Source organism: Streptomyces luteolus (assembly GCF_029968015.1).
Taxonomy (GTDB): domain Bacteria; phylum Actinomycetota; class Actinomycetes; order Streptomycetales; family Streptomycetaceae; genus Streptomyces; species Streptomyces luteolus.
The window spans coordinates 60,935-76,967 of sequence record NZ_JASCIS010000022.1 but is presented as its reverse complement, the minus strand read 5'-3'; the positions used below and the strand labels follow the sequence as shown (position 1 = coordinate 76,967).

The 16,033-nt window shown below is 71.6% G+C and carries 13 protein-coding genes; 6 read left to right on the top strand and 7 right to left on the bottom strand.

Features of this window, described 5'->3' with window-relative positions; all coding sequences use genetic code 11:
* Nucleotides 1-135 precede the first annotated feature (135 nt).
* Nucleotides 136-2,553 (bottom strand): penicillin acylase family protein, encoded by a 2,418-nt coding sequence (locus QIT00_RS22060; RefSeq protein ID WP_282537067.1) that lies wholly within the window; start codon nt 2,551-2,553, stop codon nt 136-138.
* A 151-nt stretch (nt 2,554-2,704) separates the two neighbouring features.
* Between QIT00_RS22060 and QIT00_RS22055 the strand changes: the two genes are divergently transcribed.
* Entirely contained in the window at nt 2,705-4,240 is a 1,536-nt protein-coding gene (locus QIT00_RS22055) for an acyl-CoA synthetase (RefSeq protein WP_282537066.1), read from the top strand.
* Here the strand turns inward: QIT00_RS22055 and QIT00_RS22050 are convergent.
* Nucleotides 4,221-5,228 carry an EamA family transporter gene (locus QIT00_RS22050; RefSeq protein WP_282537065.1) on the bottom strand — a complete coding sequence of 336 codons (1,008 nt, stop codon included), beginning with the start codon at nt 5,226-5,228 and terminating at the stop codon, nt 4,221-4,223. The two genes, QIT00_RS22055 and QIT00_RS22050, sit on opposite strands and share 20 nt — an antisense overlap.
* A gap of 88 nt (nt 5,229-5,316) precedes the next feature.
* Here QIT00_RS22050 and QIT00_RS22045 point away from each other — a divergent pair, with 88 nt between their 5' ends.
* Nucleotides 5,317-6,204 carry a LysR family transcriptional regulator gene (locus QIT00_RS22045; protein WP_282537064.1) on the top strand — a complete coding sequence of 296 codons (888 nt, stop codon included), beginning with the start codon at nt 5,317-5,319 and terminating at the stop codon, nt 6,202-6,204.
* Between the two features lie 19 nt (nt 6,205-6,223).
* Here the strand turns inward: QIT00_RS22045 and QIT00_RS22040 are convergent, their stop codons facing one another.
* From QIT00_RS22040 to QIT00_RS22020, 5 genes are all read right to left on the bottom strand, one after another.
* Nucleotides 6,224-6,781: a GNAT family N-acetyltransferase gene (locus tag QIT00_RS22040; protein WP_282537063.1), complete on the bottom strand. Its 558-nt coding sequence runs from the start codon at nt 6,779-6,781 to the stop codon at nt 6,224-6,226.
* Between the two features lie 158 nt (nt 6,782-6,939).
* Nucleotides 6,940-8,232 (bottom strand): phenylacetate--CoA ligase PaaK, encoded by a 1,293-nt coding sequence (gene paaK, locus QIT00_RS22035; protein WP_282537062.1) that lies wholly within the window; start codon nt 8,230-8,232, stop codon nt 6,940-6,942.
* A 177-nt stretch (nt 8,233-8,409) separates the two neighbouring features.
* Complete coding sequence (locus QIT00_RS22030; RefSeq protein ID WP_282537061.1) at nt 8,410-9,204, bottom strand: polysaccharide deacetylase family protein; 795 nt, start codon at nt 9,202-9,204, stop codon at nt 8,410-8,412.
* Nucleotides 9,205-9,331: 127 nt separating this feature from the next.
* Nucleotides 9,332-9,694 (bottom strand): hypothetical protein, encoded by a 363-nt coding sequence (locus QIT00_RS22025; RefSeq protein WP_282537060.1) that lies wholly within the window; start codon nt 9,692-9,694, stop codon nt 9,332-9,334.
* Nucleotides 9,695-10,148: 454 nt separating this feature from the next.
* A complete protein-coding gene (locus tag QIT00_RS22020) occupies nt 10,149-11,774 on the bottom strand; it encodes an acyl-CoA synthetase (RefSeq protein ID WP_282537059.1) in 1,626 nt (541 codons plus the stop codon).
* 166 nt (nt 11,775-11,940) lie between these two features.
* Between QIT00_RS22020 and QIT00_RS22015 the strand changes: the two genes are divergently transcribed.
* Genes QIT00_RS22015 through QIT00_RS22000 form a run of 4 tightly spaced genes read left to right on the top strand, consistent with a single transcriptional unit; the run spans nt 11,941 to nt 15,966 of the window.
* Entirely contained in the window at nt 11,941-12,765 is an 825-nt protein-coding gene (locus QIT00_RS22015) for a crotonase/enoyl-CoA hydratase family protein (RefSeq protein ID WP_282537058.1), read from the top strand.
* 19 nt (nt 12,766-12,784) lie between these two features.
* Nucleotides 12,785-13,729, top strand: a complete 945-nt coding sequence (locus tag QIT00_RS22010) for a Zn-ribbon domain-containing OB-fold protein (protein ID WP_282537057.1) — start codon at nt 12,785-12,787, stop codon at nt 13,727-13,729.
* Complete coding sequence (locus QIT00_RS22005; protein ID WP_282537056.1) at nt 13,730-14,794, top strand: thiolase domain-containing protein; 1,065 nt, start codon at nt 13,730-13,732, stop codon at nt 14,792-14,794.
* Nucleotides 14,791-15,966 (top strand): thiolase domain-containing protein, encoded by a 1,176-nt coding sequence (locus QIT00_RS22000; RefSeq protein ID WP_282537055.1) that lies wholly within the window; start codon nt 14,791-14,793, stop codon nt 15,964-15,966. Before QIT00_RS22005 ends, QIT00_RS22000 begins: the two co-directional genes overlap by 4 nt.
* The last annotated feature ends 67 nt before the right edge of the window (nt 15,967-16,033 follow it).

Sequence of the window (16,033 nt, the reverse complement as noted above, 5' to 3'; positions counted from 1 at the left end):
CGCCAATGCGAGCGTTTGTGGCGCACGTGCGGCGCCAAAGGCGCCAAAGGCGCCAAAGGCGCCAAGGGCGCCAAAAGATAAGTGGGGCCGGCGAACCGGCCCCACTCGACGCTCACGTACGGTCCCTCGCCCCGCCTACCGCTGCCGCACCTTCACCACCTTCAGCTCGGGCGAGGCGAGGATGTCCCGCTCGCAGAAGCGCGAGGTCACCCAGCGCTTCTGCGCGTAGAGCCGGGTCTGGTCGCTCAGATGCGGCGACTTCGCGTTCTCGGACTGGGAGTACGTCAGCAGCGTGCGCGCCACCGGGCAGCGGCTGCCGTTGAATCCGACCGCCTGGATGTAGCTGGAGCCGTGCGCCGCCTCCGTATAACCGGCGGCCGGGTCCCATGTGGGCTCCAGCTTGTTCCACACGCCGAGCGACTCCGTGCCGCCGTGCACCGGGATCCGGTCCCCGGCCCGCTCCACCGTCTGGTGTGCCGACAGCGGCGCGTCCGGCGCGATGCCCGCCCGGTCCAGCTCCGCGACCGCGTCCGCGAGGGCGCGCGCGAAACCGGGGTGCGCGGTGTCGAGGGTGTGCGGGGTGCGCACCGGGTCGGCGGCGGAGAACGGCACCTTCCACAGCTCGGCCGCCGGAACGCCCGCCACCAGCTTCCGCCAGAACCGGTCGAAGAGCAGCGCGCCCCGACTCTCCGGGTTCATCGTCCGGTCCCAGGCGCCGATCGCCTCACAAGCGGCCCGTACGTCAACTGCCTTGCCGTCGCTGCCCGTTGCTCTGCCGCCGGGCAGCTCCGCGCAGGCCCTCGCCACGTCCTCGGCGGTGCGGTCACCGGCCGGGACGCGGTTCGCGAACTGCTGCTTCTGCAGGTCACGCACCCTGAGCCGACCCCGGTCCGCCATCGCCGCCACGTCCTCGATCGCGCCCCGCGTCCGCATCGACCGCTGCGTGTCCACGGTGCCGAAGACCCGCTCGTACCCGGTCAGCGGCCGGTCCAGGTTGGTCAGCCACGCGCTGTCGTTGGAGTTCTCGGCGTACGGCGCGTCCTCCAGGGTCGGCATCCGGCTCGGCCCGAACACGCCGGGCTGCAGCGCGTCCGGGTCCTTGCCGAGCGCGCACTCCCCGCGCGAGCCGTCGAGCACGGCGAGCCCCGCACTCGGGTACGTGGCCTCGCCCAGCGCCGTCGAGCAGCGCTGCGCCAGCTCGTCCGTGATCCTCGGCAGCACCTGCGACTGCGTGAACAGCGTGTGCCCCGCCTTGTCGGCCGCGATCGTGTTCACCCACGGATGCCCCTGCGTACGGGCGAGCGCCGCCTTGACCTCCTTCGTACTGCGCGCCTTGTTGAGCGCGAGAGCGGCGTCGCTGAGGCGCATGTTGACGGCGTTCGGGTCGTTCAGCGCGTACGCCGTCGACTTGGTCCAGGGCAGCGGAAGGCCGGCGCCGAGCGAGGTGACGACCGGGCCGTAGCGCGTCCACCACTGGGTGCGCGTGACCTGCTCGCCGCCCTTGGTGCCGACGGTGACGGTCCGCTTCTTCATGCGGTGCCGCTCGCCGTCCACGAGGTACGTCGTCGGGTCGGACAGGTCGAGCTTCAGCTCGTGCAGGTTCATCGTCACGCCCGTCGCCACGGTGTGGCTCCACGCCATGGACGCGTTGTGCCCGATCGACACGGAGGTGGCGCCGAGCAACGAGCCGCCGGCGACGTTCAGTTCACCGGGAATCGTCTGCTGCGACTGCCAGAACCTGCGGCCGCCGTGCCACGGATAGTGCGGGTTGCCGAGCAGCAGACCACGCCCGTTCGCCGTGGTCGAGCCCGCGAAGGCGACCGCGTTGGAACCCATGTCGGCGTTCTGTGCGGAGAACAACTCCCGTGCGGCATCGGCGACTTGGTCCCGGTCGGGTGCGGGGGCCTCGGCGTCCGTGGCCGTCGGTGGCCGCGCCGAGGTGATCGCGTCGGCCGCGCGCCCCTGGCCGCCGAGCACGGCGAGCGCGAAGCCCCGCCGGGCCACGTCGAGGGAGGTGATCGGCCGCACCCACGGCTCACCCTTGCACGCCGGGTCGGTGATGCGGTTCTGCTCCAGCCAGGCGTTGTAGCCCGCCGCGTACCCGCGCATCAACTCCCGCACCTCGCGCCCCGGACCGACCGGAGAAGGCACGTCGAGCAGCTTCTCCACGGTCTTCGCGTCCCGCACCCCGCGGAAGAACAGGTCGCTGGAGAGATTCGTGGACGCGGACGACAGCGACTGGTCGGGCTTCCCCTCCGCGCCGAAGTACTTCGACCGCTCGCCGCGCAGCGTCACATGGCCGTCGGCGAGCGTGCACACCTGGTCGTTCGCCTGCGCCCACCCGGTGCCGAAGCCGAGGTTCGCGTAGTCCTTGGCCACGATGTGCGGAATCCCGTACTCGGTGTACCGGATCGTCGCGGACAGCCCGCCGCCCGAGGCCCGCTCCGCACGCCCGCCGCCGTTCCCGGCGTCGGCCGGGGCGGGGGACGCGGTGGCGGCTACGGACAGCAGGGCGGTGGTGAACAGAATGAGCCGTCTCAGGCGGTTTCGCATGGCGCTCCCAACAGGTCTGCGGGCAGGGCCGGTTGAGCGTACTAAGCGGTAGGTCAGTTGGTACAGGGTCCGGGACGGATACGCCCGACACGGCACACCCGGCACGCCCCGCGTCTTGACCGCCCGCCGCGCGGCGACCGAGGATCACGCCATGACGGACGTACGAGGCGAGAACCCCGCGCACGGCGGCGCGCGGGGCGACACGGTCGACGGGATGCTCCGGCGCAGCGCCCGCCGCACCCCCGACCACACGGCACTGCGCTACGCCGACCGCACCTGGACCTACGCCGCGCTCGACGACGCGGTCTCCCGGGCGGCCCGCGTGCTGCTCGACCAGGGCCTGCGCCCCGGCGACCGGGTCGGCGCCTACGGGCACAACTCCGACGCGTACCTCATCGGCTTCCTCGGCTGCGCCCGGGCCGGGCTCGTCCATGTGCCCGTCAACCACAACCTCACCGGCGACGACCTCGCGTACATCGTCCGCCAGTCCGGCAGCGCGCTCGTCCTCACCGACCCCGACCTGTGCGAGCAACTCCCGCAGGGCGTACGGTCGTTGGCGCTGCGCGACGCCGACGACGCGCTCCTCTCCCGGCTCCCGGCGGCTGCTCCGTACGACGGTCCGCAGCCCGGCGCCGAGGACCTGGCGCAGTTGCTCTACACCTCGGGGACGACGGCCGACCCCAAGGGCGCGATGATGACGCACCGGGCGCTCGTGCACGAGTACGTCTCCGCGATCCACGCGCTCGACCTGGGCGAGGCCGACCGGCCCGTGCACTCGCTGCCGCTGTACCACTCGGCCCAGATGCATGTGTTCCTGCTGCCGTACCTCGCCGTCGGCGCGGAGAACACGATCATCGACGCCCCGCAGCCGCAGCAGGTCTTCGACCTGGTCGAAGCGGGCCGCGCGGACAGCCTGTTCGCCCCGCCGACGGTGTGGATCGCGCTCGCCAACCACCCGGAGTTCGCCACCCGCGACCTGGGTCCGCTCCGCAAGGCGTACTACGGTGCCTCGATCATGCCCGTACCGGTGCTGGAGCGGCTGCGCGGCAGGCTGCCCGGGCTCGCGTTCTACAACTGCTTCGGCCAGAGCGAGATCGGCCCGCTCGCCACCGTCCTCGGGCCCGACGAGCACGAGGGGCGGATGGAGTCCTGCGGGCGGCCCGTCCTCTTCGTCGAGGCGCGGGTCGTGGACGAGTCGGGCAAGCCGGTCCCGGACGGCACGGCGGGTGAAGTGGTGTACCGCTCCCCGCAGTTGTGCGAGGGCTACTGGGACAAGCCGCAGGAGACGGCGGAGGCCTTCCGCGACGGCTGGTTCCACTCCGGTGACCTGGCGGTACGGGACGCGGAGGGCTATTTCACCGTCGTCGACCGCGTCAAGGACGTCATCAACTCCGGCGGCGTCCTCGTCGCCTCGCGCCAGGTCGAGGACGCGCTCTACACCCACCCGCAGGTCGCCGAGGTCGCGGTGGTCGGCCTGCCGCACGAGCGGTGGATCGAGGCGGTCACGGCGGTGGTCGTACGGCGCGGTGCGGTGGACGAGGCCGAACTCATCGCGCACGCCCGCGAGTCGCTGGCCGCGTTCAAGGCCCCGAAGAGGGTGGTCTTCGTGGAGGAGCTGCCGCGGAACGCGAGCGGGAAGATCCTGAAGAGGGAGCTGCGGGAAAAAATCAGCCCCTCCGGCGTTTGAGGAGCGGGGGTCCGGGGGCTGGCCCCCGTGACGGCTCCGGCAGCGCCCCCGCCACGATCGCCGCCAACGCCAGCGCGAAGCCCGCGAGTTGGACCAAGCCCAGGGTCTGGCCGAGGACGACCGCCCCCAACACCGCCGCGACCAGCGGTGACAGCAGGACGAGGACCGCGACAGACGTGACGGGCAGCGTCGTCGCGCCGCGGAACCAGAGGGCGTACGCCACGATGCCGCCGATCACACCGAGCCACAGGTAGCCGAGCACCGCCGGGAGGTCGATGGGCGGGAGCGCCGTGCCCTCGAAGGCCAGGGTCAGCGGCACGAGGAACAGTCCGCCCGCGGTGAGCTGCCACCCCGCGAACGCCGTCGGCCCCACCTCGGGCGGGCGGCCCCAGCGCCGGGTCAGCGTCAGGCCGAGAGCCATCGCGCCGGCGCAGCCGAGCCCCGCGAGGACCCCGACGAGATCGAACGCCGCGGCGGGCCCGATCACCACCAGGCCGACCCCGGCCACCCCCACCAGGCCCCACGCAAGGCGCCACCCCGAGAGGCGCTCGCGCAGCACCACCACGGCGAGCAGTGCGACGAGCAGCGGCTGGGCCGCCGCGAGCGTCGCGGCCACACCGCCCGGCAGTCGCTCGGCCGCGATGAACAGCAGCGGGAAGAACAGCCCGATGTGCAGCAGACCGAGTACGGCCGCCTTCCCCCACCACGATCCGCGCGGCAGCGTCCGGGTGAGCGCGAGGGTGAGGAGGCCGGCCGGCAGCGCCCGCAGCACACTCGCGAGCAACGGGTGCCCCGCGGGCAGGAGCTCGGTCGTCACGACATAGGTGGAGCCCCAGGCGAGGGGCGCGAGCGCGGTCAGGAGCGTGCGGGGGAGCGATCGCCCACGGCCGGAACCGCCGGAGTCGCCGGAACGGACGCTGCCGCCGCTGCTTCCGGCTTCGCTCGCCGTGCCGCCGCCGGAGACCTTCAGTGCGGATGAACTGGTCATGCCTCGAAGTCTCCGCCCGCCCCGATCAATGAGTCCAACACATGTTCGTCACTTCATCCATCTCGATCCGAGATGAAAGCATGGAGGCATGGACCTCCAGCAGATGCGGTACGTCGTCGCGGTCGCCGAGACGAACAGCTTCACCCGGGCCGCCGAGCGCTGCCACGTCGTGCAGTCCGCCCTCAGTCACCAGATCGCCCGTCTGGAAAAGGAGTTGGGGGCGCGCCTCTTCGAGCGCACCAGCCGCCGCGTCCGCCTCACCGCGGCCGGGGCGGCCTTCCTGCCCGCCGCCCGGCAGTGCCTGGACGCCGCCGGGCGCGCCGTCGCCGAGGTCGCGGCCGCCGTCGGAGAGGTTCGGGGACGCCTCGCCGTGGGCCTGATCCCCAGCGTGTCCGCCGTCGACATCCCGAGCGCCCTGCGCGCCTTCCACGAGCGGTATCCGGAGGTCCGCATCAGCCTGCGGGTCGGCGCGAGCGAGGAGTTCGTCGAGCAGGTACGGGACGGCGCCCTGGACGTGGCGTTCCTCGGCCTGCCGACCAGTGCTGAGCCCCGTGGTGTGGGCGCCCGCGAGCTGGCCAGGGACCGGCTCGTCGCCGTGGTCGCCCCGGGGCATCCGCTCGCCGATGAGCAGCGGGTCGACCTGCGCAGACTCTCCACCGAGGTGTTCGTGGACCTGCCGGCCAGGACCGCCGGACGCGTCCAGTCCGACGAGGCCTTCGCCGCGGCGGGCCTCGGCCGCGATGTCGCCTTCGAGGTGACCAACGCCGACTTCCTGGCCCGCCTCGTCGGCCAGGGACTCGGCATCGCGATGCTGCCGTCCGGCTATGTCGCCCAGCTCTCCGGCGTGACCACCGTCGACGTCACGGACGCCCCGAGCCGCGTCGAGTACGTCATCTGGAGCCGGGACAGCCGCACGCCCGCCGCGAGCGCGTTCCTCTCCCTCCTGGGAATGCCGACTCCTGACGCGGTGGGCTGAGCTGCCGGGACCAACGCCGTCACATGGGGAACGAGCGCAACCGCAGCTGCCCGGCGGGCCACCGCACGCCGTTCCCGTCCTCGTCCTCCCGCAACGCCGTCCACATCGTGCGCAGCGGCATCACCACCGGCCCGGTGTGCTGCTCGACCAGAACGTCCTGCTCAAGGATGTGCCAGCCGAGCCGCCCGTACAGCGCCACCAACGGCGGGCGGCAGAACAGCAGCGCGTGCCGCGGCCCCATGGTGCGCGCGTGGTCGAGCGCCGCCGAGAGGACCTGCCGGGCGAGACCCCGCCCCCGCACATCGGCGGCGACCGCGACGCCGCCCACGCCGACCAGCTCCAGGTCCTCGTCCCCGACCGTCACCGGCAACCGCAGCAGACCGGCGTGCGCCACCAGGCGGCCGTCGAGCCTGATGCCGAAGTGGACCGCCTTGGGCAGCCAGGTCAGGCCGGTGTCGGCGACGCCGAAGGGGTCGTCGTCGTTGCCGAGGATCTCGACCTGCTCGGCACGGGAGTAGGAGCCGAGCCGAACTGCGCGCAGGCCCAGGGCGGTTGAGGGGGTCACAGGTTCCGTCATGAGTCCATGGTCGCGTACGGGGGTCACGGCAGCCGCTCGGCCACGATCTGCCGCACCTTCGTAAGGGGCCACGGCAGCCGCTCGGTCACGATCCGCCGCACCTTCACACGAGTCACGGGCAGCCGCTCGTCCACGGTCTGCCGGAACGTCGTACGGGGTTACTTCGGGCGCTCGTCCACGATCCGGCGGAACTTGCCGACCGACCGCTCCAGCGTCTCCGGGTCCACGATCTCCACGGCCACCGAGACGCCCACCCCGTCCTTGACCGCCGCCGCGATCGAGCGCGCGGCCTCCACCCGCTGCTCGGGGCTCGTCTCCGTACGGGCCTCCGCGCGGACCGTCAGGGCGTCGAGCCGGCCCTCGCGGGTCAGACGGAGCTGGAAGTGCGGGGCGACGCCCGGGGTGCGCAGGACGATCTCCTCGACCTGGGTGGGGAAGAGGTTCACCCCGCGCAGGATCACCATGTCGTCACTGCGGCCCGTGATCTTCTCCATGCGGCGGAACGACGGGCGGGCCGTGCCCGGCAGCAGGCGGGTCAAATCCCTTGTCCGGTACCGGATCACGGGCATCGCCTCCTTGCTGAGCGAGGTGAAGACCAGCTCGCCCTGTTCGCCCTCGGGCAGCACCTCGCCGGTCAGCGGGTCGACGATCTCGGGGTAGAAGTGGTCCTCCCAGATGTGCAGGCCGTCCTTGGTCTCCACGCACTCCTGGGCGACGCCGGGGCCCATGACCTCCGACAGGCCGTATATGTCCACGGCGTCGATCGCGAAGCGCTCCTCGATCTCCCAGCGCATCTGCTCGGTCCACGGCTCGGCGCCGAAGATGCCCACCTTCAGGGACGTGGAGCGCGGGTCGACGCCCTGGCGCTCGAACTCGTCGAGCAGCGTCAGCATGTACGACGGCGTCACCATGATGATCTCGGGGCGGAAGTCCTGGATCAGCTGGACCTGCCGGGCCGTCATGCCGCCGGACGCGGGCACGACCGTACAGCCGAGCCGTTCCGCGCCGTAGTGCGCGCCGAGGCCGCCCGTGAACAGGCCGTATCCGTACGCGACATGGACGATGTGGCCCGGTCTGCCGCCTGCCGCGCGGATCGAGCGGGCCACGACGTCCGCCCAGACGTCGAGGTCGCGGTCCGTGTACCCGACCACCGTCGGCCGGCCCGTCGTGCCGCTGGAGGCGTGGATGCGGCGCACCCGGTCGCGGTCCACGGCGAACATGCCGAAGGGGTAGTTGTCCCGCAGGTCGGCCTTGGTGGTGAACGGGAAGCGGGCCAGGTCGTCGAGGGATCGGCAGTCCTCGGGGCGCAGGCCGGCCCGGTCGAAGGCGGCGCGGTAGAACGGGACGTTCTCGTACGTGTGCCGCAGGGTGGCGCGCAGCCGCTCCAGCTGGAGGGCGCGCAGGCCGTCCGGGCCGAGCTGCTCCGCCGCGTCGAGTTCCGCTGCCGTCATCGCGCTTCTCCGTCCCACAGCCATCTCGGTCCAGCCAGTACGGACCAGTCATTACGGTCCAGCCATTACGGCTAATCCACTTGAATCGGGCGACCGATCATTCGGTTGCCCTGCTGGGGTTCAGTTATCCAGGGGGCGGGCGGGGGCGTCAAGACGTGTGACGTGATCTTCGTGCGGTCAGACGTAGTCCTCGATCCGGGCCACCGCGAAGCCCTGCTCGGTGATCGTCCGCAGCAGCTCCACGGTGAGCTCGGTGAGGGTCCCGCCGCCGAGGCGTTCGGGCGGGAAGAAGTGGAAGAGGACGATCTCGCCGGGGCGGAGCCGGTCGGTGCCGTTGTCGTAGCGCAGGCCGTCGGGCTGCATGTTGACGCCCCACATCACGGAGGCGCGCAGCCCGCAGTCGGCGACGGCGCGCAGGGTGGCGGGGTCGTAGCGGCCGCGCGGCGGACGGAAGAGGGTGGGCCGCTCACCGAACTCCTCCTGGATCCGGTCCTGTTGACCGCAGATCTCGGCCCGCTGGCGTGCGTACGGCAGTCCGGCGAGGCTCGGGTGGGTGAGGGTGTGGTTCTGTACGCGGTTGCCGCCGCGCCGCAGCCGGTCGAAGTAGCCGTAGTCGTCACCGGCCATGGAGTCGGTGAGGAACATGCTGAACGGCACCCGGAGTTGCCGCATCAGACGGGCGAACTCCGGGTCCTTCGCGATGCCGTCGTCGATGGTGAGGAACACGACGCGGTCGCGCGTCGGCACGCGGTCGAGCACGGGGGCGGACCGGCCGGAGGGAGGGAGTGCGGGCTTCTGGCGCGGTGGCGGCGGGGGGTCGAGGAGGCGGGGGAGCGCGGGGCGGGTCGAGGGCGCGGGCCGTCCCCGCTCCGGGGCGCCGGGGTCCGTGCTGTCCCCTGCGCATCCGCCCGCGAGGAGGGCGGTGGCGAGCAGCGGGGCGACGCACCGAAGCACTGCTGCCGCCCGTCGCACCGGTCTCGCTCCCGTTCCCGTTCCCGTTTCCGTTCTCGTTCCGGTTCCGTACGCTTCCACGTACGGACCTTGCCACCGGGCGGGCCACATCGGGGTGAGCGGCAGGTGAACTTACGGTCCGGGCGCGTCAGCCCATGAAGGAGAGGACGGCCACGGCGAGCAGCAGGACGGAGAGCGGGGCGGAGAAGGAGCAGAGGGTGCGGCGGTTGGACAGGCCCGGGTGGCGGACCAGGGCCCAGGCGATCCACAGCAGGCAGAAGGGCACGAGCAGCCCGTAGCGGAAGATCCCGATGGGCAGCGAGGCGGGCGAGCCCGATTGGTCCTCGACCCCGGAGGCGCCGAGGACCACGAGGAAGTGCGCGAAGAGCGCCAACGGCAGTGTGACCGCCGTGGAGAGCAGTGGGCCCACCCAGGCGAGGCCGATGCGGGTATCGGCGGCGGCGTCGGGTCCCACGGCAGGGGCGGCGGATCGGGGCTGGGAGTTGCTCATGCCTTCATTCAACCCGCGTGCGGCCGCGGCCACATGAGTCGTCGTACTCAGAACCACGAGCCGCGGCCCGGGAAGTCCGCCCCCGCAAGTGCACCTCCCGGGGCGTGTCATCCGGGAAGCCTCAGCCCTTGACGCGGTCCCGGATCCGGATGCCCGCCTCCTTGAGGACGTCCGTGCCCGTCCACTGGTCGCCGCAGTCTGCTGTGCCGTACGAAGAGGCCATCGGCCGGGACTACGGCTTTCCCCTACCCCCCTTCCCGAAAGTCCTGCGGACAGCCACGGGGGCCAGCCCCCGGACCCCCTCCCCCAAGCTCTCGGCTTCGCTCGAGCAGGGGGACCCCCATCTCAAGCGCCGGAGGGGCTGATTTTTCAGCCCCTCCGGCGCTTGAGGAGGCCCGTCCGGCAGGACTTTCGGGAAGGGGCGGGTAGGGGAAAAAGGAACGCCCGGTCGGCCTCACTCCACCCCGTCCGCCTCCGCCGCCACCGCCTTCGCCCACCGATAGTCCGCCTTGCCGCTGGGCGACCTCTGGATGCGGTCCGTCACGACGAGTTGGCGCGGGATCTTGTAGCCGGCGACATGGGTGCGGCAGTGGGCCTGGACGGCCTCCAGAGTCAACTCCCCAGCACCAGAACGGAGTTGCACCACCGCCGCGACATGATTGCCCCACTTCTCATCCGGCACCCCCGCCACCAGCGCGTCGTACACATCCGGGTGCGACTTCAGCGCCTGCTCGACCTCCTCCGGATAGACCTTCTCGCCCCCGGAGTTGATGCACTGCGAGCCACGGCCGAGCACCGTCACGATGCCGGCCTCGTCGACGGTCGCCATGTCGCCGAGCAGCACCCAGCGCAGGCCGCCCTTCTGGAAGAACGTCTCGGCGGTCTTCTTCTCGTCGTTGTAGTAGCCGAGCGGCACGTGCCCCCGCTGCGCGAGGCGCCCCGGCTCGCCCGCGGCCACCGGCTCGTACGTGACCGGGTCGACCACCTTCGTACGCTCGTTGACCTCCAGACGGAAGCCCTTCCCGGGGCCGGAGTCGTCCGTCGCCTTGCCGTTGGAGCCGGACTCCGACGAGCCGAAGTTGTTGAGCAGCAGCACGTTCGGCACGAGGGCCTGGAACTCCGCGCGCACCGTCTCCGACATGATCGCCCCGGATGACGAGACGCTGAACAGCGACGACATGTCGGTGCCCTTGCAGGGGCCGTTCAGCGCGTCGATGAGGGGCCGCAGCATCGCGTCGCCGACGAGCGAGACGCTGGACACCCTCTCCTGCTCGATCGTACGGAGCACCTCCTCGGGCGCGTACTTGCGGTGGATCACCACGCGCTGCCCGTAGTTGAACGCGATGAACGAGGTGAGCGTGGACGTGCCGTGCATCAGCGGGGGAGTGGGGAAGAAGGTGATGCCGCTGCCGCCCGCGGCGACGTTCTCGGCGAGTTCCTCGGGGCGCGAGACCGGCTCGCCCGCCGGGTCGCCGCCGAACAGGCCCGCGAAGAACAGGTCCTCCTGGCGCCACATCACGCCCTTCGGCATGCCGGTGGTGCCGCCCGTGTAGATGATGAACAGGTCGTCGGCGGAGCGGGGCCCGAAGCCCCGCTCCGGCGAGCCGGTCGCCTCGGCCCGTGCGAACGGCACGGCGTCCAGGTCGGGTGCGCCCGCCGGGACCGTACCCGCCCGCACGAGGTGGCGGAGCTTGTCGGTGCGGGGCAGGGCGGCGGCGACGCGCTCGGTGAACTCGGCGTCGAAGACCAGCGCGGCGAGGTCGGCGTCCCGATAGAGGTAGACCAACTCCTCCTCAACGTAACGGTAGTTGACGTTGACCGGCACGATCCGGGCCTTGAGGCAGGCGAGCACGGTCTGCAGATACTCGACCCCGTTGTAGAGGTGCAGGCCCAGATGCTCGCCGGGGCGGATGCCGCTGTCGACCAGGTGGTGGGCGAGGCGGTTGGCGGCCGCGTCGAGTTCCGAGTAGGTGAGGCGGCGTTCCGAGCCGGTGCCGGGGTGGTCGACGTACACGAGCGCCTCGCGGTCGGGCACCACGTCGACGACGGACTCGAACAGGTCTGCAAGGTTGTACTCCACCGCTCCTCCTGACCCCGGAAGTTGTTGGCTCGGCCGTCATTAGAGCGTTGCCCGGCACAACTGGGAAGGGGTGCGTCAAGAAATCTGACTGTCTGTCAGAAAGCTATTGAACTGGGACCCGGGCTCCTGCAACCTGTTCTAGGTCTGAGACGGGAGGACCCAACGCATGGGACCAAGTGGTGGGACGGAACACGGTGGGACGGAACACCTGGACGTACGGCGCGAAGGCGCCACCCTGGTGCTCACACTCAACAGGCCCGAGGCCAAGAACGCGCTCTCGCTGCCCCTGCTCGTCGGGCTCCACGACGGCTGGGTCGAGGCCGACGAGGACGACGGGATCCGCTCCGTCGTCGTCACCGGCGCGGGCGGCGACTTCTGCGCCGGAATGGACCTCAAGGCCCTCGCGGGCCGGGGCATGGCGGGCGAGCAGTACCGGGACCGGCTCAAGGCCGACCCCGACCTGCACTGGAAGGCGATGCTCCGGCACCATCGCCCGCGCAAACCCGTCATCGCCGCCGTCGAGGGGCACTGTGTCGCCGGCGGCACCGAGATCCTCCAGGGCACCGACATCCGCGTCGCCGGGGAGTCCGCCACCTTCGGGCTCTTCGAGGTCAAGCGCGGCCTGTTCCCCATCGGCGGCTCGACGGTGCGGCTGCAGCGGCAGATCCCCCGTACGCACGCGCTGGAGATGCTGCTCACCGGGCGGCCCTACAGCGCCGCCGAGGCCGCGTCCATCGGGCTGATCGGACAGGTCGTGCCCGACGGCACCGCCCTCGACAAGGCCCTCGAAGTCGCCGAGCAGATCAATGCCTGCGGGCCGCTCGCCGTCGAGGCGGTCAAGGCGTCCGTGTACGAGACCGCCGAGATGACCGAGACGGACGGGCTGAAGTCCGAACTGGAGCGCGGCTGGCCGGTGTTCGCGACCGAGGACGCCAAGGAAGGTGCCAAGGCCTTCGCGGAGAAGCGGCCGCCCGTCTACCGGCGAGCCTGACACCTTAAGGAGTACGAGCGTGCCCGAAGTCCTCAAAGCCCCCCTCATCGTCGAATTCCCCTTCACCCGCTCCCTCGGCCCCGTCCAGAGCGCCTTCCTCACCGGACTGCGCGAGCGGACCGTGCTCGGGGTGCGGACCAGTGCGGGGAAGGTGCTCGTCCCGCCCGTCGAGTACGACCCGGTGACCGCCGAGGAGATACGCGACCTCGTCGAGGTCGGCGCCACCGGCACCGTCACCACCTGGGCCTGGAACCACGAACCGCGCCCCGGCCAGCCGCTCGACACCCCCTTCGCCTGGGTCCTGGTCGAACTCGACGGCGCCGACACCGCCCTCCTGCACGCCCTCGACGCCGAAGGCCCCGACAGCGTCCGCACCGGGATGCGCGTCCGCGTCCGCTGGGCCGCCGAACGGACCGGCACCATCAAGGACATCGCCTGCTTCGAGCCGTACGACGGCGAGCAGCAAGCCCAACCTCGGCCGCACGGCGGGGAGTTCGAGGACGCCGTCACCGGAATCGTCGCGCCCGCGCGGCTCGACTACACCTACTCGCCGGGGCGCGCCCAGACCGGCTACATCAACGCGCTCGCCGAGCAACGCGCCGTCGGCCAGCGCTGCCCCTCCTGCCGCAAGGTGTACGTGCCGCCGCGCGGAGCCTGCCCCACCTGCGGCGTCGCCACGGACGAACAGGTCGAGGTCGGGCCCGCCGGGACCGTCACCACGTACTGCATCGTCAACATCAAGGCGAAGAATCTCGACATCGAAGTCCCGTACGTCTACGCCCATATCGCCCTCGACGGCGCCGACCTGGCCCTGCACGGACGCATCGCCGGGATTCCGTACGACCAGGTCCGGATGGGGCTCCGGGTCGAGCCGGTGTGGCGGGAAGGCGGGCGCTATCCCGATCACTACCGGCCCACCGGTGAGCCCGACGCCGACTACGAGACGTACAAGGAGCTGATCTAGATGGCCGCCGCAGGGCCCCTGAGGGACGTCGCGATCGTCGCCTTCGGGCAGAGCGACCACACCCGCACCAGCGACGAGCACTCCGAGGTGGAGATGCTCATGCCCGTCCTGCACGACGTCCTCGCCCGGACCGGCCTGAAGACCAGCGACATCGGCTTCACCTGCTCGGGATCCTCCGACTACCTCGCGGGCCGCGCCTTCTCCTTCACCATGGCCCTCGACGGGGTCGGGGCGTGGCCGCCGATCTCCGAGTCCCACGTCGAGATGGACGGCGCCTGGGCGCTCTACGAGGCCTGGGTGAAGATCCTCACCGGCGAGGTCGACACCGCACTCGTCTACTCGTACGGAAAGTCCTCGCCCGGCCCCGTGCGCGACGTCCTCACCCGGCAGCTCGACCCGTACTACGTGGCCCCGCTCTGGCCCGACTCCGTCGCGCTCGCGGCGCTCCAGGCGCAGGCGCTGATCGACGCGGGGGAGACGGACGAGGCCGCGCTCGCCGGGGTCGCCGCCCGCAGCCGCGAGTCCGCGCTGGCCAACTCCCATGCGCAGGTGCGGGGTGCGCGCCCGCAGGGGGACTATCTCGTACGGCCGCTGCGCACCGGGGACGTGCCGCCCGTCGGGGACGGCGCGGCCGCCGTGATCCTCGCCGCCGGGGACCGGGCCCGTGAGCTGTGCGAGCGGCCCGCCTGGATCCGGGGCATGGACCACCGCATCGAGGCGCACTCGCTGGGCGTACGCGACCTCACCGACTCGCCGTCCGCCCGCCTGGCCGCCGAGAAGGCCGGGGCGTTCCAGCGGCCGGTGGACACGGCCGAGTTGCACGCCCCCTTCAGCTCGCAGGAGGTCGTCCTGCGCAAGGCTCTGCGGCTGGGCGACGAGGTGACCGTCAACCCCTCCGGCGGCGCCCTCGCCGCCAACCCCATGATGGCCGCCGGGCTGATCCGGCTCGGCGAGGCCGCCGCCCGCGTCCAGCGCGGTGAGTCCGACCGCGCCCTCGCCCACGCCACCTCCGGGCCGTGCCTGCAACAGAACCTGGTCGCCGTACTGGAGGGGGAGGCGCGATGAGCGTGTCGTCGAAAGAACCCGTGGCCGTCGTCGGCGTCGGCCAGACCAAGCACGTCGCGTCCCGCAAGGACGTCTCCATCGCCGGACTCGTCCGGGAGGCCGCACAAAAGGCCCTGGAGGACGCCGAGTTGACGTGGGCCGACATCGACGCCGTCGTCATCGGCAAGGCGCCCGACTTCTTCGAGGGCGTCATGATGCCCGAGCTGTACCTCGCCGACGCGCTCGGCGCCGTCGGCAAACCCATGCTCCGCGTGCACACCGCAGGCTCCGTCGGCGGCTCCACCGCGCTCGTCGCCGCGGGCCTGGTCGCCGCCCGCGTGCACGGCACCGTGCTCACCCTCGCCTTCGAGAAGCAGTCCGAGTCCAACGCCATGTGGGGGCTCTCGCTGCCCGTGCCGTTCCAGCAGCCGCTGCTCGCAGGGGCGGGCGGGTTCTTCGCGCCGCACGTGCGCGCGTACATGCGGCGCACCGGCGCCCCGGACACGGTCGGCTCGCTCGTCGCGTACAAGGACCGCCGCAACGCCCTGAAGAACCCGTACGCGCACCTCCACGAGGAGGACATCACCCTGGAGAAGGTGCAGGCGTCCCCGATGCTGTGGGACCCGATCCGGTACTCCGAGACCTGCCCCTCGTCCGACGGGGCCTGCGCGATGGTCCTCACCGACCGTGCGGGCGCGGCCCGTTCACCCCGGCCGCCCGCCTGGATGCACGGCGGCGCGATGCGCAGCGAACCCACCATGTTCGCCGGGAAGGACTTCGTCTCGCCGCAGGCGGGCAAGGACTGCGCGGCCGACGTGTACCGGCAGGCGGGCGTCACCGACCCGCGCCGCGAGATCGACGCCGCCGAGATGTACGTGCCGTTCTCCTGGTACGAGCCGATGTGGCTGGAGAACCTCGGCTTCGCCGCCGAGGGCGAGGGCTGGAAGCTCACCGAGTCAGGCGTCACCGAACTCGACGGCGACCTTCCGGTCAACATGTCCGGCGGCGTCCTCTCCACCAACCCCATCGGCGCCTCCGGCATGATCCGCTTCGCCGAGGCGGCCCTGCAGGTGCGCGGCCTGGCGGGCGAGCACCAGGTCGACGGGGCGCGCAAGGCACTCGGGCACGCGTACGGCGGCGGCTCGCAGTTCTTCGCGATGTGGCTGGTCGGGGCGGAACCGCCGACGAGTTGAGCGCTGGGCGTGCCGGACCGGCCGGATCCGGTGGGGAGGTTCAGGGTCCTCCTTCCGTGGCCTGTCC

Bases quoted from the DNA above. Each gene is read 5' to 3' on its own strand.
- QIT00_RS22045 (WP_282537064.1), top strand. From the start codon at position 5,317: ATGGACCTCCAGCAGATGCGGTACGTCGTCGCGGTCGCCGAGACGAAC.
- QIT00_RS22055 (WP_282537066.1), top strand. From the start codon at position 2,705: ATGACGGACGTACGAGGCGAGAACCCCGCGCACGGCGGCGCGCGGGGC.
- QIT00_RS22015 (WP_282537058.1), top strand. From the start codon at position 11,941: ATGGGACCAAGTGGTGGGACGGAACACGGTGGGACGGAACACCTGGAC.
- QIT00_RS22040 (WP_282537063.1), bottom strand. From the start codon at position 6,781: ATGACGGAACCTGTGACCCCCTCAACCGCCCTGGGCCTGCGCGCAGTT.
- QIT00_RS22060 (WP_282537067.1), bottom strand. From the start codon at position 2,553: ATGCGAAACCGCCTGAGACGGCTCATTCTGTTCACCACCGCCCTGCTG.
- QIT00_RS22050 (WP_282537065.1), bottom strand. From the start codon at position 5,228: ATGACCAGTTCATCCGCACTGAAGGTCTCCGGCGGCGGCACGGCGAGC.
- paaK (WP_282537062.1), bottom strand. From the start codon at position 8,232: ATGACGGCAGCGGAACTCGACGCGGCGGAGCAGCTCGGCCCGGACGGC.
- QIT00_RS22000 (WP_282537055.1), top strand. From the start codon at position 14,791: ATGAGCGTGTCGTCGAAAGAACCCGTGGCCGTCGTCGGCGTCGGCCAG.
- QIT00_RS22025 (WP_282537060.1), bottom strand. From the start codon at position 9,694: ATGAGCAACTCCCAGCCCCGATCCGCCGCCCCTGCCGTGGGACCCGAC.
- QIT00_RS22005 (WP_282537056.1), top strand. From the start codon at position 13,730: ATGGCCGCCGCAGGGCCCCTGAGGGACGTCGCGATCGTCGCCTTCGGG.